20 protein-coding genes are annotated in these 19,342 nt (G+C 64.5%); 12 read left to right on the top strand and 8 right to left on the bottom strand.

Features of this window, described 5'->3' with window-relative positions:
* Nucleotides 1–116 precede the first annotated feature (116 nt).
* A complete protein-coding gene (locus CAY82_RS21715) occupies nucleotides 117–980 on the bottom strand; it encodes a universal stress protein (RefSeq protein ID WP_087503002.1) in 864 nt (287 codons plus the stop codon).
* Between the two features lie 155 nt (nucleotides 981–1,135).
* On the opposite strand from CAY82_RS21715, the gene CAY82_RS21710 reads away from it, so the two are divergent.
* Nucleotides 1,136–1,753, top strand: a complete 618-nt coding sequence (locus tag CAY82_RS21710) for a tRNA-(ms[2]io[6]A)-hydroxylase (RefSeq protein ID WP_063913938.1) — start codon at nucleotides 1,136–1,138, stop codon at nucleotides 1,751–1,753.
* 22 nt (nucleotides 1,754–1,775) lie between these two features.
* On the opposite strand, the gene CAY82_RS21705 is transcribed toward CAY82_RS21710, so the two are convergent.
* Entirely contained in the window at nucleotides 1,776–2,096 is a 321-nt protein-coding gene (locus tag CAY82_RS21705; protein WP_087503001.1) for a YqjD family protein, read from the bottom strand.
* Nucleotides 2,097–2,225: 129 nt separating this feature from the next.
* Here CAY82_RS21705 and CAY82_RS21700 point away from each other — a divergent pair, with 129 nt between their 5' ends.
* Nucleotides 2,226–2,489: a hypothetical protein gene (locus tag CAY82_RS21700; RefSeq protein ID WP_025338356.1), complete on the top strand. Its 264-nt coding sequence runs from the start codon at nucleotides 2,226–2,228 to the stop codon at nucleotides 2,487–2,489.
* Nucleotides 2,490–2,507: 18 nt separating this feature from the next.
* On the opposite strand, the gene CAY82_RS21695 is transcribed toward CAY82_RS21700, so the two are convergent.
* Nucleotides 2,508–2,990 (bottom strand): LEA type 2 family protein, encoded by a 483-nt coding sequence (locus CAY82_RS21695; RefSeq protein ID WP_087503000.1) that lies wholly within the window; start codon nucleotides 2,988–2,990, stop codon nucleotides 2,508–2,510.
* A 134-nt stretch (nucleotides 2,991–3,124) separates the two neighbouring features.
* Here CAY82_RS21695 and CAY82_RS21690 point away from each other — a divergent pair, with 134 nt between their 5' ends.
* Nucleotides 3,125–4,246, top strand: coding sequence for a sigma-70 family RNA polymerase sigma factor (locus CAY82_RS21690; RefSeq protein ID WP_087502999.1), 1,122 nt, complete (start codon nucleotides 3,125–3,127; stop codon nucleotides 4,244–4,246).
* A gap of 147 nt (nucleotides 4,247–4,393) precedes the next feature.
* Nucleotides 4,394–6,820 (top strand): TonB-dependent receptor, encoded by a 2,427-nt coding sequence (locus CAY82_RS21685; RefSeq protein ID WP_087502998.1) that lies wholly within the window; start codon nucleotides 4,394–4,396, stop codon nucleotides 6,818–6,820.
* 114 nt (nucleotides 6,821–6,934) lie between these two features.
* Here CAY82_RS21685 and CAY82_RS21680 read toward each other — a convergent pair whose 3' ends face one another.
* Nucleotides 6,935–7,825: a LysR family transcriptional regulator gene (locus tag CAY82_RS21680; protein WP_087502997.1), complete on the bottom strand. Its 891-nt coding sequence runs from the start codon at nucleotides 7,823–7,825 to the stop codon at nucleotides 6,935–6,937.
* 102 nt (nucleotides 7,826–7,927) lie between these two features.
* Here CAY82_RS21680 and CAY82_RS21675 point away from each other — a divergent pair, with 102 nt between their 5' ends.
* The 6 genes from CAY82_RS21675 to CAY82_RS21650 all read left to right on the top strand — a co-directional run bounded on the left by CAY82_RS21675 (nucleotide 7,928) and on the right by CAY82_RS21650 (nucleotide 13,479).
* Entirely contained in the window at nucleotides 7,928–9,007 is a 1,080-nt protein-coding gene (locus tag CAY82_RS21675; protein WP_087502996.1) for an extracellular solute-binding protein, read from the top strand.
* A gap of 25 nt (nucleotides 9,008–9,032) precedes the next feature.
* Complete coding sequence (gene speB / locus CAY82_RS21670) at nucleotides 9,033–9,998, top strand: agmatinase (protein WP_013971812.1); 966 nt, start codon at nucleotides 9,033–9,035, stop codon at nucleotides 9,996–9,998.
* A gap of 134 nt (nucleotides 9,999–10,132) precedes the next feature.
* Nucleotides 10,133–10,450, top strand: a complete 318-nt coding sequence (locus tag CAY82_RS21665; RefSeq protein WP_087502995.1) for a hypothetical protein — start codon at nucleotides 10,133–10,135, stop codon at nucleotides 10,448–10,450.
* Between the two features lie 23 nt (nucleotides 10,451–10,473).
* Nucleotides 10,474–11,625 carry a PQQ-dependent sugar dehydrogenase gene (locus tag CAY82_RS21660; RefSeq protein WP_087502994.1) on the top strand — a complete coding sequence of 384 codons (1,152 nt, stop codon included), beginning with the start codon at nucleotides 10,474–10,476 and terminating at the stop codon, nucleotides 11,623–11,625.
* A 151-nt stretch (nucleotides 11,626–11,776) separates the two neighbouring features.
* Complete coding sequence (zapE, locus tag CAY82_RS21655; protein WP_087502993.1) at nucleotides 11,777–12,883, top strand: cell division protein ZapE; 1,107 nt, start codon at nucleotides 11,777–11,779, stop codon at nucleotides 12,881–12,883.
* Between the two features lie 14 nt (nucleotides 12,884–12,897).
* The gene (locus tag CAY82_RS21650) at nucleotides 12,898–13,479 is read left to right on the top strand and encodes a DinB family protein (RefSeq protein WP_087502992.1); all 582 of its coding nucleotides are present in this window, start codon (nucleotides 12,898–12,900) and stop codon (nucleotides 13,477–13,479) included.
* 51 nt (nucleotides 13,480–13,530) lie between these two features.
* Here CAY82_RS21650 and CAY82_RS21645 read toward each other — a convergent pair whose 3' ends face one another.
* The 3 genes from CAY82_RS21645 to yegQ all read right to left on the bottom strand — a co-directional run bounded on the left by CAY82_RS21645 (nucleotide 13,531) and on the right by yegQ (nucleotide 15,834).
* Nucleotides 13,531–13,965, bottom strand: a complete 435-nt coding sequence (locus CAY82_RS21645; RefSeq protein ID WP_087502991.1) for a YqaA family protein — start codon at nucleotides 13,963–13,965, stop codon at nucleotides 13,531–13,533.
* Complete coding sequence (locus tag CAY82_RS21640) at nucleotides 13,965–14,393, bottom strand: DUF411 domain-containing protein (RefSeq protein WP_063914085.1); 429 nt, start codon at nucleotides 14,391–14,393, stop codon at nucleotides 13,965–13,967. Before CAY82_RS21640 ends, CAY82_RS21645 begins: the two co-directional genes overlap by 1 nt.
* A 106-nt stretch (nucleotides 14,394–14,499) precedes the next feature.
* Entirely contained in the window at nucleotides 14,500–15,834 is a 1,335-nt protein-coding gene (gene yegQ / locus CAY82_RS21635; protein WP_087502990.1) for a tRNA 5-hydroxyuridine modification protein YegQ, read from the bottom strand.
* A 133-nt stretch (nucleotides 15,835–15,967) separates the two neighbouring features.
* Between yegQ and CAY82_RS21630 the strand changes: the two genes are divergently transcribed.
* Complete coding sequence (locus CAY82_RS21630; RefSeq protein WP_087502989.1) at nucleotides 15,968–17,032, top strand: AI-2E family transporter; 1,065 nt, start codon at nucleotides 15,968–15,970, stop codon at nucleotides 17,030–17,032.
* An 81-nt stretch (nucleotides 17,033–17,113) separates the two neighbouring features.
* Complete coding sequence (locus CAY82_RS21625; RefSeq protein ID WP_087502988.1) at nucleotides 17,114–18,520, top strand: PLP-dependent aminotransferase family protein; 1,407 nt, start codon at nucleotides 17,114–17,116, stop codon at nucleotides 18,518–18,520.
* On the opposite strand, the gene panB is transcribed toward CAY82_RS21625, so the two are convergent.
* Nucleotides 18,508–19,323, bottom strand: coding sequence for a 3-methyl-2-oxobutanoate hydroxymethyltransferase (gene panB, locus CAY82_RS21620; RefSeq protein ID WP_087502987.1), 816 nt, complete (start codon nucleotides 19,321–19,323; stop codon nucleotides 18,508–18,510). The genes CAY82_RS21625 and panB overlap by 13 nt on opposite strands.
* Nucleotides 19,324–19,342: the final 19 nt, after the last annotated feature.

Here is a 19,342-nt window from a genome sequence, read left to right as displayed (position 1 = left end):
GAGCGGGTTTACCCGCGAATGCGTCCTTGGACTCACCGCCGCTTTCGCGGGTAAACCCGCTCCCACAGGGGCCCTGCAATTTCAAGGAATCATGTGTCCTCCTGAGGAAGGCAAATTCAGCCGCGGGCCAATTCCGCCTGGTGGGCAATTGCCTCCTCGCTCTTGAGCACCAGCACATCGCCTTCCAGCGAATCCAGTACCACTTCCGAGGTATTGCCAATCAACGCCCCGGAAATCCCCGTGCGGCACACGGTGCCGATCACTGTCACCACCGCATCGAGCTTCTGCTCGGTATACGGGATCAGTACATCAGCCGGCCCTTCGGCCACATGCAGGCACTCGTCGCTGATGCCGTACTCGGCCTGGAACGCTTTGCAAGCCTCGCGGTAGCGCTTCTCGATGGTTTCGCTCAGCTGGTACACCGGGTCCGACGCCGACAGCATCGGTGACGGATGCGCGCTGATGACATGCAACTCGCCCTTGGCCAGCCCGGCAATGGCATAGCCATGGTCGATGATGCTGGCATGCAGGCGGCGGTGGTCCTCGTCCTGGTTGCCCACGTCTACCGCTGCCAGGATCTTGCCCCCGGTCCACGGCCGCTCGCTCTTGACCATCAGCACGGCACACGGGCACTGGCGTAGCAGCTTCCAGTCGCTGGGGGTGAGCAGGGCCTTTTTCAGCGGGTTGTCCGGGCGGTGCTCCTTGATCACCAGCTCGCAGCCCTCGGCCTGCTGCACGTAGATGATGGTGTCGTGCAGGTTGTCGCGCCAGGCCTCTTCATGGGTGACGCTGTCGTACCCGTCATCATGCAACTGGCTGCTCAGCAGGCTCAGCAGTGCGCTGTGGTCATGCCTTTTGTCGCACATCAGCAGGTGCAGGCGTGCACCGGTGAGGCCGGCGATCAGCTTGGCCCGGGTCAGTGCCCGGCTGTGGGCGTGCTCGGGGTCGAGCACGACGAGGATGCTGCGGACGGCTTGCATGGGCGTTAACTCCCTTCATAAGGTGGCGACCAATGCCTGACTATAGTCGGCGCGTCCCCCGCTGGCGCTTGATGTACATCAAGCATAGTCACTGGCGCCGCCCGCCGCCGCCGGTATAATCGCCGGCTCTGCCTGTTCTGTGTGGTTGCACGCTTATGTCCCTGATCCCCGAAATCGACGCCTTTCTTGGTTGCCCGACGCCAGATGCCTGGATCGAAGCGGCGCTCGCCGACCAGGAAACCCTGCTGATCGACCACAAGAACTGCGAATTCAAGGCTGCCAGCACCGCCCTGAGCCTGATCGCCAAGTACAACACCCACCTCGACCTGATCAACATGATGTCGCGCCTGGCCCGCGAGGAGCTGGTGCACCACGAGCAGGTGCTGCGCCTGATGAAGCGCCGCGGCGTGCCACTGCGCCCGGTGTCGGCGGGGCGTTATGCGTCGGGGTTGCGGCGCCTGGTGCGCGCCCACGAGCCGGTCAAGCTGGTGGATACGCTGGTGGTGGGGGCGTTCATCGAGGCGCGCAGCTGCGAGCGCTTTGCCGCGCTGGTACCGCACCTGGATGAGGAACTGGGCCGCTTCTACCACGGCCTGCTGAAGAGCGAAGCGCGCCACTACCAGGGTTACCTGAAACTGGCGCACAACTACGGCGATGAGGCAGACATCGCTCGCCGAGTGGAATTGGTGCGCGCAGCGGAGGTGGAGCTGATCCAGTCACCGGACCAGGAGCTGCGCTTCCACAGTGGTATTCCGCTGGCGCAGGCCGCCTGACTCGCACCAGGCGGCCCAGGCGTCAGTGACGGCGGCCCAGCAACAGGCCGACCACCAGCCCGAGGCCTGCAGAAAGGGCCACGGTCTGCCATGGGTGGCCGCCGATGTAGTCCTGGGTAGCCTCCACCACCGGTTGCGCCTTGCTGCGCACCTTGTCGGCGGCATGGCGCGCCTGGCGTAGTTTGAGGCTTATCTGCGCGCGCAGGGTTTCCGCCTCGTCACCCACCAGGGTGGCGCTGTCATTCAGCAGCTTTTCCGATTCTTCGATCAGCGCCTGCAGTTCGCTGAATACCTGGTCCTTGATCTGGTCGCTGTCGGCCAGTGCGGCGTTTTTCCGGGCCATGAACTCGTCCTCGTCGATGGTGTGGTCTGGACAATGGATGCCGGCGCGTCGGGAAAGTTGCGGCGGCTTTGGGGTGTTGCGGTACCTGGGTGTAAGATAGCGGCCATTTTCAAACCTGCAGGTACCTCCATGAGTTTCAATCTGGCCAACATGAGCTTCGAGGAACGGGCGCAGATCGAGGCAGAGAAGGCCCGGCTGTTCGAGCTGTGGCAGAACAACCTTGGCAAGGCCAAGGGCGAAGCGGCGCGGCTGATCGCCGAAAAACCACGGCGCAAAGGCAAATGGGCCGAGTGGGTGCGCGCCGAGCTGGACGGCATGTCGCCGCCCGAATACGCCAACATGGTGCGCAGCGAAGTCAACAAGCTGATGGCCGCGGCCAGCGCCAACCGCTGATCACACCCCTCCGGGCGCTTACCAGTTGGCGCCTTTTGGCAGGTCCAGCTTGCCCTCGTCGGTAAAGCGCACGGTCCCCAGCAGCCCGCCGGCCAGTTTGCCGCGCAGCACATAGGGCAGGCCCTGCAGCGAATCCACCTGGCCCAGCCCATAGGCCTGGCGCAGGAAGGCAAACGCCGTGATGCTCACTGGCACCACGATCACCGCTTCGCCATAACGGCCAATATGCCCCTGCTGGTCGCTGACTCCGGCGGCCAGCGGCTGGCCGTTCACTTCCAGGTTCAGGGCGATGCCGTTGTAGTCGATCGGCGCCTCGTTGGGATTTTGCACCCGCATCTTCACCGCCATGCGCAGTTCCAGCTCCTGCCCGGGCAGCGGTTCGATACCGATCACGCTGATATTGACCGGGTCGCGTGCCTGGAACAGCGCGCAGGCCCCCAGGCTGCAGGCCAGCAGCAGGACCAGGAGCAGGCGGACGTAGCGGTGCAGACGGGCAACCATGGGTGCGACCTTGCCGTAGTGGGCGAAGGGGCAGTGTGGCAAATGCGCGTCGACGTTGAAAGTCTCCCGTCAGATGAAAGATACTGTTTCTCATTAACGCCCGATAACTTCTCCTACTGGCTGTTCCCAAACCCATGCTGACCTCACCCGTGTCGGGCCTGCTGGCGAGTTTCCAGGAGCACTACGACGACCTGCTGCAGTTCCTGACCCGGCGCATGAGCGACCGCCAGCGTGCTGCCGACGTCGCGCAGGAAACCTACCTGAAGCTGGTGCACATCGACCAGCAGGCAGTGCCGGTGCTGCACGCGCGCAGTTTCATCTTCCGCGTGGCCGGCAACCTGGCGATCGATGCCTTGCGCCGCGAGCAGCGCATTGCCGCCAGCCACGATGACTGCGAGCGGGCAGGTGAGGTGGCCTGCCCGGCGCCAGCACCCGAGGCGGCGTTGCTGGCCCGGGAGCGTCTGCAGATCCTTGACCAGGCGCTGCTGCAGCTGTCGGACAATGCCCGCCAGGCGCTGTTGCTGAACCGCGTCGAAGGCCTGACCCAGGTGCAGATCGCGCAACGCCTGGGGGTTTCCGAAAGCATGGTGGCGAAATACATCGGCCAGGCCCTGCGCCATTGCCGCAACTGGCTCAAACAGGCGGGTGTGGCTGCTGCTCTGGTATTGGCCGCTGGTGTGGCTGGTTGGCAGCAGGCGCCGGTGCTGCTGGCGGATTACCACACCGGGGTGGGCGAGCGGCAGGTGGTGACCCTGGCCGATGGCACGCGGGTGACGCTGAACAGTGCCAGTGCCCTGAGCGTGGTGTTCAGCGACCGTGAGCGGCGAGTGGTGCTGGAGGCCGGTGAGGCTTTGTTCGAGACCACCGATGATTCACGGCCCTTTGTGGTCGACACGGCCGGTGAGCGAGTGCAGGGGAGTGCGGCCACCTTCAGCGTGCGTCGCGATGGCCGCGTGGTATTGGCCCATGGCGAAGCCAAGGTTGGCGAGCATGAACTGGCAGTAGCGGCCGATGCCGGTACGCAGATGGCCTGGCAGCGCGGCAAGCTGATCTTCAACGGCAAGCCGCTGGGGCAGGTGCTGGCGGAGCTTGAGCGTTACCGGCATGGGCGCATTGTGCTGTCGGATAGCAAGCTGGCGGCGATGGAGGTCAGCGGAGTGTTCGACCTCGATGAGCCGGAGGCGCTGTTGCGCACCCTTGAGCAGCGCTATGGGCTGAAGGTGACCTACCTGCCTTGGCTGGCCGTGGTTCATTGATTCGCCTGTTCCGGCCTCTTCGCAGCACAGAAATAAAAATATTTTCCATTTGGCACTGCAAGTTCCTGCAAGCCAGATCGTCGTAGTGGGACTGATCAGCAACCAATTCTCATTTACGACTTGTCAGGAAGCTCATTCGTGCCTCTGATGCTCAAGCCTTTGCACCGCCGCCGCGGTCCTCTTCACCATGCCCTGATGTCCTGCAGTGCCTTGGCCATGCTGGTCGGCCCGCTACAGGCGTCGGCCTCGACCACCATCGAACAGGCCCAGACCCAGGCCCGCCAGGTCCAGCTCGACCTGCCAGCCCAGTCGCTGGACCAGGCCCTGACCACGTTCGCCGACCAGGCTGGCCTGCACCTGCTGTATACCACCGGCGACGTCACCGGCCTGGCCAGCCCGGCCTTGCAGGGCAGCTACAGCATCGAGCAGGCCCTGCGGCAGTTGTTGGCCGGCAGCGGCATGAGCTGGCACTTCAGCGACGCCCGCACAGTGACCCTGCGCAAGGCCGACGCCTTGCCGCAGGCGGTCAACCTCAAGCCGATCGAGGTCAGCGTGGCCTCGCGCACCAGCACCGCGATCAGTGAAATCCCCGGTACCGTGTGGGTGGTCGACCAGCAGCAGTTGCGCGAGCAGATCGACAGTGGCGTCAGCCTGAAGGAAGCCATCGGCAAGCTGGTGCCAGGCCTCGACCTGGCCCCGGAAGGGCGTACCAACTACGGCCAGAACATGCGCGGGCGCAACGTGCTGGTGATGATCGACGGGGTCAGCCAGAACAGCTCGCGTGGCCTGTCGCGTCAGTTCGACAGCATTTCGCCGTTCAACGTCGAGCGTGTCGAAGTGCTGTCTGGCGCCAGTGCCATCTACGGCGGCGGCGCCACCGGCGGCATCATCAACATCGTGACCAAGAAGGGCGAACCCGGCCCTGCACGGTTCGAGACCCAGCTCGGTGCCAGCAGCGGCTTCAACAACAGTGACGACCTAGCCACCCGTTTCGCCCAGTCGATCAGTGGCGGTAACGAGCGGGTCAATGCCCGGCTGGGGGTTTCCGGTGAGCAGAACGAAGCCTTCTACGACGGCGCCGGCGACCAGATCTTCATCGACAACACCCAGACCGACCTGCAGTACAACCGCACCATCGACGTGCTCGGTACCTTGGGGATGCAACTGAACGACCAGCAGAGCCTCGACCTGCTGGCCCAGTACTATGACTCGGGCAACCACGGCAGCACCGGTATCTACTTCCCCAACCTGAACTACAACGCCCCGTCCGACCTGGAGGACGCCGAGCTGCGCAGCGGCTACTCGTCGGACCTGGAGCCGCGTACCCGGCGCCTGCTGCTGAACGCCAACTACCACCACACCGACGTGCTGGGCCAGGACTTCTACCTGCAGGCCTCGTACCGCAAGGAAGACGACAACTTCTACCCGTTCCCGTACTACAACCGCGCCACACCCACCGGCTCGCGCGGGGTGTACTTCGCCGCCTCGCAGCAGAATTTCGAGGTCACCAGCCTCAAGGGCCTGTTCGCCAAGCAGTGGGATACGCTGAAGCTGACCTACGGCGTCGACCTAGACCGCGAGCGCTTCAACGCCGAACAGACCACCTTCAACGCCCAGACGTCCTCAGAGTCGGGTGGCCTGGAGCTGGAGAAGGACAGCAAGGCCGCACGCTACCCCAGCTACCGGGTCGATGGCGTGTCGGTGTACGCCCAGCTGGACTGGCATGCCACCGATAACCTGACTTTGTCCGGCGGCGCCCGGCGCCAGCAGATGGATGTGGACGTCAGCGATTTCAAGGGTGTGCCGGGCGGCAGCAACGATTACCAGGTCAACCTGTTCAACGTCGGTGCCATCTACGACTTCAAGAATGGCCACCAGGTATGGACCAACTACGGCGAAGGCTTTGACCTGCCCGACCCGGCCAAGTACTACGGCAAACCTGGCCTGAGTGTGGCCGACAACCCGCTGGCCGGCATCAAGAGTCGCCAGGTGGAACTGGGTTGGCGCTATGCCGACCTGGACTGGGATGCTCAGGCGGCGCTGTACTACATCTGGTCGGACAAGATCATCAACGTCGACTCGCAGACGCTGACCATCAATGTGGAAGACCAGAAAAGCCGTGACTTCGGTTTTGAGGGCGCGCTGACCCGGCACTTCCAGACCGGCTGGGAAGCCGGTGGCACCCTGCACCTGACCCGCTCCGAGGAAGAAGATGTCGATGGCGGCTGGATCAAACGCGATGCCCGCTATGCCTCGCTGTCCAAGGCTACCGCGTTCGTTGGCTGGAAGGGCGATGGCCGCAGTGCGCGGCTGCAGGCCAACCATGCCTTCAACCTGAAGGACGATGCCGACCACGAGATCGACGGCTACACCACCTTCGACCTGCTGGGCAGCCAGGACACCGGCTTCGGTACTTTCAGCGCCGGTATCCAGAACCTGCTGGACAAGCAGTACAGCACGGTTTGGGGGCAGCGTGCGACGCTGTTCTACTCGCCGACCTACGGGCCGGCGTACCTGTATGACTACCAGGGGCGCGGGCGCACCTACACCCTGACCTGGAGCATGGCTTACTGATTGATGTCGTCTGTCCCGGCCTCTTCGCGGGTCAACCCGTTCCTACAGGTGCGGCGCAGCCTTCAGGCTGTGTGAGAATCCTGTGGGAGCGGGTTCACCCGTGAAGAGGCCCGGTCAGGCAAACGCCGCCAGCAAATCCTGCGCAAACGCCTGCTGTGCCTCACCAACCGCCTGCGCCCGGTGCCTGGCCAGGGTAAACGGCACCACAAAGTCCAGCCCCGGGTCCAGCGCCCATAACAGCCCCTCAGCCTCCCACCCCTGCGCACAATGGTACGGTAGATAGCCAATATGCCGCCCCGACAAAATGAACGTCAGTACGCTCTCGATCTGTTCCGCTACCGCCATGCTGCGCTGGCTCTGGAACGGCTCGCCGCCCTTGAGAAACCGGTACGGATGGCGCACCTGATCCATCGCCAGCAACCGCTCCCGTCCAATGCCAGCCGCACCGAACAGCACATGCCCCTTGCCGCAATACAGCCGTTGCCGCTCCTCGAACAGTGGCTGGTAATCGAAGGCGGCCTGGTTGCCGGAAAAGTAGCTGATGGCATAATCCAGACGCTGCTCCAGCAACAAGCGCTCCAACTCTGCTGGCGGCGCACTGATCAACTCCAGCTGCACCGCTTCCTCACGCCTGCGAAACGCCGCAACAGCCGCTGCCAGCTTCAGGCTCACCGCCTTGTCCTGGTTCTCCGCCATGCCGATCCGCACGGTCCCCAGCAGCCGCCCGGCAACGCCATTTGCCTGCTGGCGAAACTGCTCGATGTTCAGCAGCAACCCACGGGCAGCGTCCAGCAATAACGCGCCTTTTTCCGTCAGGTGAAAACCCCCCTTGCCTCGGCTGCACAGGCGGTAGCCCAGCCGCGCTTCCAGCTGCGCCATACGCTGGCTGATGGTGGGCTGGCTCAGGCCCAGCACGCCTTGCGCGGCGCTGAAGCCGCCGGCCTCGACTACAGTGACGAACAGCCGCAGCAGGTGCAGGTCGGGGTTGTGTACTTGTCCGAGCATTACATTGCTCCTGATGAATGTCAGCTTTGCAAACTTGGCATTCCGTCAATGTAACCCGGCTGGCATTCTCGCGGCATCCACCCATTTGCCGAGGTGTCCGCCATGCGTCGATCGTTGTGCCTGCTGTCTCTGGTCCTGGCCTTGCCGCTGCAGGCCGAAGAAAAGGTCGTCAACCTCTACAGCTGGGCCGACTACGTCGCCCCGCAAACCCTCCAGCGCTTCGAGCAGGAAACCGGCTACAAGGTGCGCTACGACACCTTCGACACCACCGAGGTGCTGGAAACCAAGCTGCTGACCGGTGGCAGTGGTTATGACGTGGTAGTGCCGTCGTCGGCCGTGCTGGCCCGGGCGCTCAAGGCCAACGCCCTGCAGCCGCTCGACCCGCAAGCCATGCCCGGCTACGCCAACCTCGACAAGGACTTGCTGGCCAAGCTTGCCGAGGCCGACCCTGGCAACCGCCATGCCGTGCCCTACACCTGGGGCACCCTGGGCCTGGGGGTGAATGTGGAAGCGGTGCGCCAGCGCCTGGGGGATGTGCCGCTGGACAGCCTCGACCTGCTGTTCAAGCCCGAGTACGCCAGCCGGCTGAAGGACTGTGGCATCGCCATGCCCGACTCGCCGCAGGAGGTGATCGGCGTGGCCCTGAACTACCTGGGCAAGGACCCTTACAGCCAGAGCAAAGACGACCTGGCCGCCGCGCAGAACCTGCTGAGCCAGTTGCAGCCGTCGATCAGCTATATCGCCAATGGCCTGCAGATCAGCGACCTGGCCAACGGCAGCGTGTGCCTGGCGCTTACCTACAATGGTGATGCGGCGATGGCCGCCGACCAGGCGCGCCGTGCCGGCAAACCGTTCGAGCTGATCTACCGCATCCCACGCGAAGGCACGCTGGTGTGGCAGGACAACTTGGTCATTCCCAAGGACGCCCCGCACCCCGAGGCCGCGCGGGTGTTCATCGCCTTCATGCTCAAGCCCGAGTCGGTTGCCGCGTTGACCAACACGCTGTTCTTCGCCAACGCCAACCAGGCAGCCACGCCGCTGGTGGACGAAGCGGTGCGCAACGACCCGGACATCTACCCGCCGGCCGCGGTGCGCCAGCGCCTGTATGCCGACCGCAGCATGGCCCTGGCCGACCTGCGCCAGCGCAACCGCCTGTGGACCGCGTTTCGCAGCCGCCAGTAACCCATGATGAAAAAGGAGCCCGACCGTGGAGCAAGCCGCAAACAATGACCAGGCCATGACCCGCGACAGCCTGTATGGCACCGCTGCGGAAAGTACCTACGCCGGCATTACCAGTTTTTCTCGCCGTCGCTACAGCCGCGACCTGCGCGGTGTCGATGTGGTGGTCAGCGGTGTGCCATTCGATACTGCCACCAGCAACCGCCCCGGTGCGCGCTTCGGCCCGCGGGCGATCCGCGCCGCTTCGGTGCAGCAGGCCTGGGCCCGGCACTGGCCGTGGGCGTTCGACCCGTTCGACCACCTGGCGGTGATCGACTATGGCGATTGCGCCTTCGACAGCGGCACCCCGCAGTCGGTCCCGGACAGTATCGAAGCCCATGCCACGCATATTCTGGAAGCAGGCTGCGCCATGCTTACCCTGGGCGGCGACCACTTCATCAGCTACCCGCTGCTCAAGGCCCATGCCCGCCGGCATGGCCCGCTGGCGCTGATCCACTTCGATGCGCACAGTGACACCTGGCCGGACGAGGAAGGCAAGCGCATCGACCACGGCACCATGTTCTGGCATGCCGCCCGCGAAGGCCTGGTGGACCCGGCCAGCTCGGTGCAGATCGGCCTGCGCACCACCAATGATGACAGCCAGGGTTTTGCCATCCTCGACGCCCGCCAGGTGCACCGCCAAGGCACCGAGGCGGTGATCGCGGCGATTCGCCAGCGGGTGGGCGAGCGGCCGGTGTACCTGACCTTCGATATCGACTGCCTCGATCCGGCCTATGCGCCAGGCACCGGCACACCGGTGTGCGGTGGGTTGAGCACGGTGCAGGCGCTGGAGATCCTCGGCGGGTTGCGCGGCATCAACCTGGTGGGCATGGACCTGGTGGAGGTGGCGCCAGCCTATGACCATGCCGACATCACCGCACTGGCCGGGGCGACCTTGGCGATGGAAATGCTTTGCCTGTATGCGGCGCGGCACAAAGTGGACAAGGGGCAGTAACCTGGGGCCGCTTTGCGGCCCATACTGAAACATCAGGAATCATCTCCACCCGCATTCACACTTTTGCCGCGAACCCTTCGCGCCTTAGGCTATCAAACCCACCAGGCGCGGCTTTTTCGTACAGGAGGTGAAGCATGACCCCTACATTGCCCATCCTGGTCCTCGGTCTGGTGCTGTGCCTGCCCGCGCAAGCGGCCCCCGAGCCCCCCTTGCAACTCGCCGCCGGCAACAACAACCCCTACAACAGTCCGATCCAGCGCGCCAACCCCAACAGCCGCCAGGGCAGCATGCCGGCTACGCCGCCGGTGCGCGGCCCGTCCTCCGCCCCGTACCAGCGCATGCCCACCCTGGACAACCGTGGCATCGGCAACGGCGACAACCTGCGCCGCCAGCAGCAAACCCCGAACCTGGAGCCCACCCGCCCACCCCGCAGCAACCCGCGCGCGCCGTGACCTCCCAACGAAAGGAATCCTGCATGCTTCGAGCACCCTGGTTTGCCACCCTGACCGCCGCCGCACTCCTGCCCCTGCTGGCGCAGGCAGCGGCCGAACAGCAGTTTCGCAGTGAAGAAGGCACCTTGACCGTCAGTACCCTGGCCGACGGCCTACGCAACCCCTGGGCCCTGGCGTTCCTGCCGGGCGGCAAGGACATGCTGGTCACCGAGCGCGCCGGCAACTTGCGGGTGGTCAATGCCGAAGGCAAGGTCGGCCCGCCGATCAGCGGCGTGCCCAAGGTCTGGGCCGAGGGCCAGGGCGGCCTGCTGGATGTGGTGCTGTCGCCGGAATTCGCCAAGGACCGCACCGTCTACCTGTCCTACGCCGAGGAGGGCAGTGATGGCAAGGCCGGTACGGCGGTCGGCCGTGGCCAGTTGTCCCAGGACCGCGCCCGGCTGGAAAACTTCAACGTCATCTTCCGCCAGCAGCCCAAACTGTCGGAGGGCAACCACTTTGGCTCGCGCCTGGTGTTCGACCGCGACGGCTACCTGTTCATCGCCCTCGGTGAAAACAACCAGCGCCCGACTGCCCAGGACCTGGACAAGCTGCAAGGCAAGATCGTGCGTATCTTGCCGGACGGCGAAGTGCCCAGGGACAACCCCTTCGTCGGCAAGGACAACGTGCGGCCGGAGATTTGGTCGTTCGGCCACCGCAATCAGCAAGGCGCCGCGCTCAACCCCTGGACCGGCAAGCTGTGGACCCACGAGCACGGCCCCCGTGGCGGCGACGAAATCAACATTCCCGAGCCCGGCAAGAACTATGGCTGGCCGATTGCGACCCACGGCATCAACTACTCGCTGCTGCCCATCCCCGAGGCCAAGGGCAATCATGTGCAGGGTATGGTCGAGCCGCACCATGTGTGGGAGAAGTCGCCGGGTATTAGCGGCATGGCCTTCTACGACAGCCCCACGTTCAAGGCCTGGGACCACAACCTGTTCATTGGCGCGCTGGCCACCCAGGAGCTGATCCGCCTGCAGCTGGATGGCGACAAGGTGGTGCATGAAGAACGGTTGCTGGGTGAACTGAAGGCGCGTATCCGCGATGTGCGGGTGGGGCCGGATGGGTACTTGTATGTGCTGACCGACGACAAGGACGGCGCGCTGCTCAAGGTAGGCCTGGGCGACGGTACCTGACGCAGTACAGTACTTGTGGGAGCGGCCTTGTGTCGCGAAAGGGCCGCAGAGCGGCCCCAGGATTTTTGCAGCACGCCGAATATTGCCGGGGCCGCTACGCAGCCCTTTCGCGACACAAGGCCGCTCCCACAAGGTATGTGTAGAATGCCGCATGGCTATCGATCCCCATTCCCTCTACCAGCAGGCCCTGACCACCCAGGGTTATGTCGCCGACCCCGCCCAGGCCCGCGCCGTCGAGGCCTTGCAGGCCTGTTTCCAGGCCGTCGAACAGGGTCGCGTCACCCAGGGTATCTACCTCTGGGGCCCGGTCGGCCGCGGCAAGACCTGGCTGATGGACCAGTTCCACCGTTGCCTGCGGATACCCAGCCGGCGTCAGCACTTCCATCACTTCATGGCCTGGGTACACCAGCGCCTGTTCCAGCTCAACGGCACCGTCGACCCGCTGCTGGCGCTGGCCCGGGAACTGGCCGGGCAGATCCGCGTGCTGTGTTTTGACGAGCTGTTCGTCAACGACATCGGAGACGCGATCATCCTCGGCCGCCTGTTCCAGGTGCTGTTCGACCAAGGCGTGGTGATCGTTGCCACCTCCAACCAGCCACCCGAGCAGCTCTACCGTGACGGCTTCAACCGCGAGCGTTTCCTGCCGGCCATCGCCGCCATTCAGCGGCACATGCAAGTACTGTCGGTAGCCGGCGAGCAGGACCACCGCCTGCATCCCGGCGCCGAGTGCCAGCGTTACTGGGTGGCGCAAGCGGGGCAGGACAGCCAGCTGGGAGAGGTGTTCCGCCAGCTAAGCCCTAGCGATGCGGGCCATGATCAGCCCTTGGCCATCGGCTCCAGGCAGGTGCAGGTGGTGCGACGCAGCGCGCAGGCCATCTGGTGCCGCTTCACCGAGCTGTGCGAACAGCCGCTGGCGGCCATGGAGTTCATGGCACTTTGCGACCGTTTCCCGGCCATCCTGGTGTCGGGCATTCCGGCGCTGGGTGGTGAACAGCGGGCCGGGCGCATTGCTCGTGGCACCGAGGATGCTGCTGCGCGGGTGGTGGCGGGCGACCGTGAACTGCCGGCGCTGTCGCCCAAAGACGACGCAGTGCGCCGCTTCATTGCCCTTGTCGACGAATGCTACGACCGGCGCGTGGCGTTGTACCTGGAGGCACAGGTGCCGCTGGATGCCCTCTACACTCAAGGGTATCTGGCGTTCCCGTACCAACGGACCCTGAGCCGGCTACGGGAGATGCAACTGCAACGCTTCGCCTGAAAAGGAGCCGAACCATGGAGCCGCTGTCGCATCATTTGCTGACCCAGGCCTACAACAATGGCTGGGCCAACCACCGCCTGTACAAGGCCTGCCTGCAACTGACCCAGGACGAGTTCGTCGCCCCGCGCTGCAGCTTTTTCCCGTCGATCAAGGCCACCCTCAACCACCTGCTGACGGTGGACTGGTTCTACCTGCACATGCTCGAATGCGAGCAGCGTGGCGAACTGCCCGACGCCAATGGCGAGCGCTTCTTCGAGCCGGAACAGCCGTTTGCCACCTGCACCGACCTGCATGCCGAGCAGGCCCAGGCCGATCACCGGCTGATCGCCTATTGCCGCGGCCTGCGCGATGGTGACCTGGGGCGCTATGTGAGCATCGTGCGCCCCGGGCGGGTGCAGCGAGAGCAACGGCTGCGCCTGCTGGCACACTTGTTCGAGCACCAGGTGCATCACCGCGGGCAGGTGCATGCGATGCTCAGTGATACGGCAGTGAGGCCGCCGCAACTGGATGAGTTTTTCTGCGAGGAAGAGGCGGGGTTGCGGGCGGCGGACTTTGCCGAGCTGGGCTGGACCGAGGAGCAGATCTGGAACGTGTAGGAGGAGCCCCCCTGTGGGCCCTTGTTCAGGCCCACCAGCACCTACTGGCAATCAGGCGTGAAACCAGCCCAGGGTGACCATCGCCAGCACCGCATAGCGGCCGGCCTTGGCCAGGGTCACCAGCAGCAGGAAGCGCCAGAACGGCTCACGCATGATGCCAGCGATCAGTGTCAGTGGGTCGCCGATCACCGGCATCCAGCTGAGCAACAGCGACCATTGCCCCCAGCGCTGGTAGCGCTGCTGCGCACGCTCCAGCTGGGCAGGGCTGAACGGAAACCAGCGCTTGTCACGCAGGTGCTCGATGGCCCGCCCCAGCACCCAGTTGACCACCGAGCCCAGCACATTGCCCAGGGTAGCCACCAGCAGCAGGGTGGCCCAGGCCTCGGGCTGGCGCAGCAAAAGGCCGACCAGCACAGCCTCCGATTGCAGCGGTAGCAGGGTGGCGGCGCCGAAGGCGCTGAGGAACAGCGCCCACAGGCTGAGCATCAGTAGTTGGCGACCACGGTGTCCTTGCCGTCCTGGGTCACGCCGATGACCTGGTAGGCATCCTTGTGATCACCCATTTCCATGCCGGGCGAGCCCATGGGCATGCCCGGTACGGCCAGGCCCTTGAGGTCGTTGCGCTTGGCCAGCAGGCGCACCTGCTCGGCCGGCACGTGGCCTTCGACGAACTTGCCGTCGATCACCCCGGTATGGCACGACGCCAGGCGTGGTGCCACGCCCAGGCGTTGCTTGACCTCGCTCATGTTCGGCTCGACATGGTCGTTGACGGTGAAGCCGTTGTCGCGCAGGTGGCTGATCCAGGCCTTGCAGCAGCCGCAGTTGGGGTCGCGGTAGACGTCGATGGTCTCGGCGGCCTGGGCCAGGCCGGTGACGGCCAGCAGGCCCAGGGTCAGCAAGTGTTTGCGCAGCATGGTGAAGCACTCCTTCCAGCGGTAGTTCAGCAGCATAGCGTAAGCGGCTTGAATGATGTTCGCCGCTGGCACCTGTCAGGTAGCTGAGGTGCACATTACAGGATTGTCAGCTGACCTCCTCGTCGTCGCTGAGATCGCGCATCAGCAGGGCGTAGTCGAGCGCGACCTGTTCCGGAATCGGCAGGTACACCACGTGGCCGTCACCCGGCGCCACCTCGATGGCCTGCTGCTGGCGGTCGCACAGGCGGTGCAGGTCGAAGTGGTAGTTGCCGCGCGGGGTCATCAGTTCCAGGTGGTCACCCACGGCGAAGCGGTTCTTCACCTTGACCTCGGCCAGGCCGTCGACACGCAGGCCGGTCAGTTCGCCGACGAACTGCTGGCGTTCGGAGACCGAGTTGCCGCGCTGGTAGTTCTGGTATTCGTCGTGCACATGGCGGCGCAGGAAACCTTCGGTGTAGCCGCGTTGCGCCAGAGACTCGAGGTTGTCCATCAGCGTGCGGTCGAACGGCCGCCCGGCCACTGCGTCGTCGATCGCCTGGCGATACGACTGCACCGCGCGGGCGCAGTAGAAATGCGACTTGGTGCGGCCTTCGATCTTCAGCGAGTGCACACCCATGCCGGCCAGGCGCTCGACGTGCTGGATGGCGCGCAGGTCCTTGGCGTTCATGATGTAGGTGCCGTGTTCGTCCTCGAACGCTGGCATTTCAGTGCCGGGGCGGTTGCTCTCCTGCAGCAGGAATACCTGCTCGGTCGGCGCACCCAGGCCCAAGGTAGGTTGCACCTCACGCACGATGTCACCGGTGGCGTTCTCGGTAGCCGGGGTGGCGTCGTATTTCCAGCGGCAGGCGTTGGTGCAGGTGCCCTGGTTGGCATCTCGCTTGTTGAGGTAGCCCGACAGCAGGCAGCGGCCGGAGTAGGCCATGCACAGGGCTCCGTGGACGAACACCTCCAACTCCATGTCCGGCACCTGTTGGCGGATTTCCTCGATCTCTTCAAGCGACAGCTCGCGCGACAGGATCACCCGGCTCAGGCCTAGTTGCTGCCAGAACTGCACGCTGGCCCAGTTGACCGTATTGGCCTGCACCGACAGGTGCACCGGCATCTGCGGGAAGTGCTGGCGCACCAGCATGATCAGGCCGGGGTCGGACATGATCAGCGCATCCGGCGCCATCTCGATCACCGGCGCCAGGTCCTTGAGGAAGGTCTTGAGCTTGGCATTGTGCGGTGCAATGTTGACCACCACATAGAAGCGCTTGCCCAGGGCATGCGCCTCCTGGATACCCAGGGCCAGGTTGGCATGGTCGAACTCGTTGTTGCGTACCCGCAAGCTGTAGCGCGGCTGGCCGGCGTAGACCGCGTCGGCGCCATAGGCAAAGGCGTAGCGCATGGTCTTGAGGGTGCCGGCGGGGGCCAGCAGTTCGGGCTTGGCGGTAGGGTTCATGTGCGCACCGGGGCAAAAGGCGCGGATGCTAGTGCTGGCAGACACGGCGCGTATTGATTTGCATCAAGTAAAGCGTGGCACTTTTACCCAGGCGGCGCGCACTAATATCCCAGAAGCCACTCGAGGACATGCGATGAACGAAGCCGCTTTACAGAACAGAGCCCTGGCAGTGCTCCTGGCGCTGGTGACCATCGCATTCGTGTGGATTCTGCTGCCTTACTACGGTGCGATCTTCTGGGCGGTGATACTTGGCATCCTGTTCGCTCCGCTGCAGCGTCACCTGCTGCTGCGTTTCGGCCGCCGGCGCAACCTGGCCGCAGCTACCACCTTGCTGGTATGCCTGCTGGTGGCGATCTTGCCGGTGATCATCACCAGCGCGCTGCTGGTGCAGGAGGGCGCCACGCTGTACCAGCGCATCGAGCACGGGGAGCTGGATATTGCCGGTTATGTCGAGCGCGGCAAGGACATGCTTCCGGCGTTTGCCCAGCAGGGCCTGGACAGCATGGGCATGGGCAACCTCGACGGGCTGCGCGACAAGATCAGCAAGTGGGCTACCCAGGGCAGCCAGGTGCTGGCCAGCCAGGCGTTCAACTTCGGGCAGGACACCTTCCAGTTCATGGTCAGCTTCTTCGTCATGCTGTACCTGTTGTTCTTCTTCCTGCGCGAAGGTGCGGAGGTGGCCCGGCGGGTGCGTCTGGCGGTGCCGTTGCCCGAGCACCAGAAGCGCCGTCTACAGCTGAAGTTCAACCGTGTGGTGCGGGCGACGGTGAAAGGCAATGTGCTGGTGGCCATTACCCAGGGGGCGCTGGGCGGGTTCATCTTCTGGGTGCTGGATATTCCCAGTGCGCTGGTGTGGGCGGTGCTGATGGCGTTTCTGTCACTGTTGCCGGCGGTGGGGGCGGGGATCGTATGGGCGCCGGTGGCGGCGTACTTCCTGCTGACCGGGGCGATATTGCCGGGGGTGATCCTGACGGCGTTCGGGGTACTGGTGATCGGCCTGGTGGACAACCTGCTGCGGCCGATCCTGGTGGGTAAGGATACGCGCATGCCGGACTACCTGATCCTGGTATCGACCTTGGGCGGGCTGGCAGTGTTCGGGCTCAACGGTTTCGTCATCGGGCCGTTGATCGCGGCGCTGTTCATGTCCAGCTGGGCGATCTTTGCCGCGACCAAGCCGCAGGTGCAGTTGCCACAGTAGGGTTTTACCGGCGGGCTTGTCGGGTTCAGTGTAGGCTCGGCCTTGTGTCGCGCCTACAAAAAGCCGTGTATAGATCAGGTTATGGAAAACAGCCCGAACAACAACCCCGAATACACCTACCAAGCGGTCTACCGCTACCTGCTGGAGCGTATCGAGGCAGCCCCATGCGACGTGGAACAACGCCTGCCGTCGCTGCGCGAGCTGGCCCAGCGCCTGAGCGTTTCGGTGTCCAGCACCAAGTACGCCTATGCGCTGCTCGAAGATGAAGGGCGGGTGTATGCACGGCCCAAGCTGGGCTATTTCACCCGCACTCGCCCACCTGCATTGCGCGGGCATTCCCCGAGCCTGCTTGACACGGTATTCGCCAGCGCCCGTCAGCCGGGTATGCTCGCCCTGGGCAGTGATGCGCCAGCCATGCTGCTGTCGCTGGAGCAGCCACTGCTGATGATCGAGCGCGAACTGGCGCGCCAGTACCCACGTGCACAGACCCCCCTGTACCAACCGTTCGGTGAGCCGGAGCTGCGCAGCGTGCTGGCCGACCGCTACACCCATTCGGCGCAGCACTACTGGCAGGCCAACCAGGTGTTCATCGGTGCAGACCTGCGCAGCGTCCTTGAATTGGCATTGCGCGCCCTGGGCCTCGAGGGCCAGGTGGCGCTGGTGGAGTCGCCGTGCAACTGGGCGGTATTGCGGCAGTTGCAGGCGGCAGGCATGACCATCATTGAAGTGCCATTGGGTGAAGACGGGCGTTTCGACCTGCAGCAATTTCACCAGTTGCTGTGTGATCAACCGGTTCGCCTGGCCGTGCTGTCGTCGGTGGCCAATGTGCCACAAGGTGGGCTGATGCCGGCGGCAGACAAGCAGCAGATCTGCCACTGGCTGGCCGGGTGCAATGCGTGGCTTTTCGAAAACGATGCCTACGGCGAGTTGTGTTTCCATCCGGCAGCGCCGCGTTACCGTGACTTCGCCGACCCTGACCGGCTGCTGGTGTTCTCTACCTTTGACAAACTGATGGGGGCGGAGGCGCCCTTTGGCTATCTGCTATGCCGGCATCATGCCGAACGCTTGCAGCAGCTGTTTCTTGAGCGCGCCTTCCGACTTTCACCCATTCGCCAGCGAGCGATCGCCAGGTTGTTCACTTCGCGCCGCCTTGAGCAGCATCTACAGCGTTTGCGGCCCATGCTGCAAGAACGTCTGCAGCAGATGGCGGCGCTCGTGCAAGCCCACGGCCAGGGCCACCTGCATATCGTCGAGCCGCAGGGCGGGGCCAGCCTGTGGTTGCAGGCGACCCGCCCGGTGGACATGCGCCGGGTCTTCGCCCGGTTGCTGGCGCAGCGCATTGTCATTGCCCCCGGCGAAATCTTCAGCCAGTGCGGCCTTTGGCGCAGCCACCTGCGGCTTTGCTGTAGCGTGGACTGGAGCAAGGATATTGCCCTGGCGCTGCGATGCCTGGTCAAGGCCATCCAGGACGAAGCTCACACGCCGTAGCAGTGTTGCAACGTTGGAAACGTGCCGTTGCGTACTTCCTGCGCATAGCGGCCGCAGGCCTCGCGGATTACCCGGCCGACGTCGGCATACTGCTTGACGAAGCGCGGTACATGAGCGCTGCCCAGACCTAACAGGTCTTCGGTCACCAGCACCTGGCCATCGCAGGTGGGTGAGGCGCCAATACCAATGGTCGGTTTGGCGCTGGCTTCGGTGATGGCGCGGGCCACTGGCTCGGCCACGCCTTCGAGCAACAGGCTGAAAGCGCCAGCGTGCAGGTTGGCCTGCGCGTCGGCCCGTAGCGTAGCAGCACTGTCCTCACTCATCCCCTGGGCCTTGTAACCACCCATGGCATTGACGAACTGCGGCATCAGACCGATGTGCGCCATTACCGGGATGCCACGGGCGACCAGGAACTCGATGGTGCTCGCCAACGCCTGGTTGGCCTCCAGCTTGACGGCATCGCAGCCGCTGCTGGCCAGTACCTGGGCGCAATTGCGAAACGCCTGCTCATGGGATTCCTGGTAGCTGCCGAACGGCATGTCGGCGATCACGCAGGCCAGGCGGGTGCTGTCGACCACGGCGCGGGTATGGGCGATGGTCTCGTCCAGGCGCATGCCCAGGGTGGACGGTCGACCGTAGCCGACCATGGCCGTGGAGTCGCCGACCAGGATGAAGTCGACCAGCGGGTCGATCACTTGAGCGATAGTGCTGGAGTAGGCGGTCAGCGAAACGATCTTCTGCTGGCCTTTCATGGCCACCAGTTGCGGGATTGTCAGGCGGCGGGTGCGGGTATGTGTGCTCATTGGGGCTGGGCATCTCAGG

Origin of the sequence: Pseudomonas sp. SID14000 (assembly GCF_002165135.1) — a bacterium.
In the GTDB taxonomy this organism is placed as follows: Bacteria; Pseudomonadota; Gammaproteobacteria; order Pseudomonadales; family Pseudomonadaceae; genus Aquipseudomonas.
This window is presented reverse-complemented; position numbering and strand designations above follow the sequence as displayed.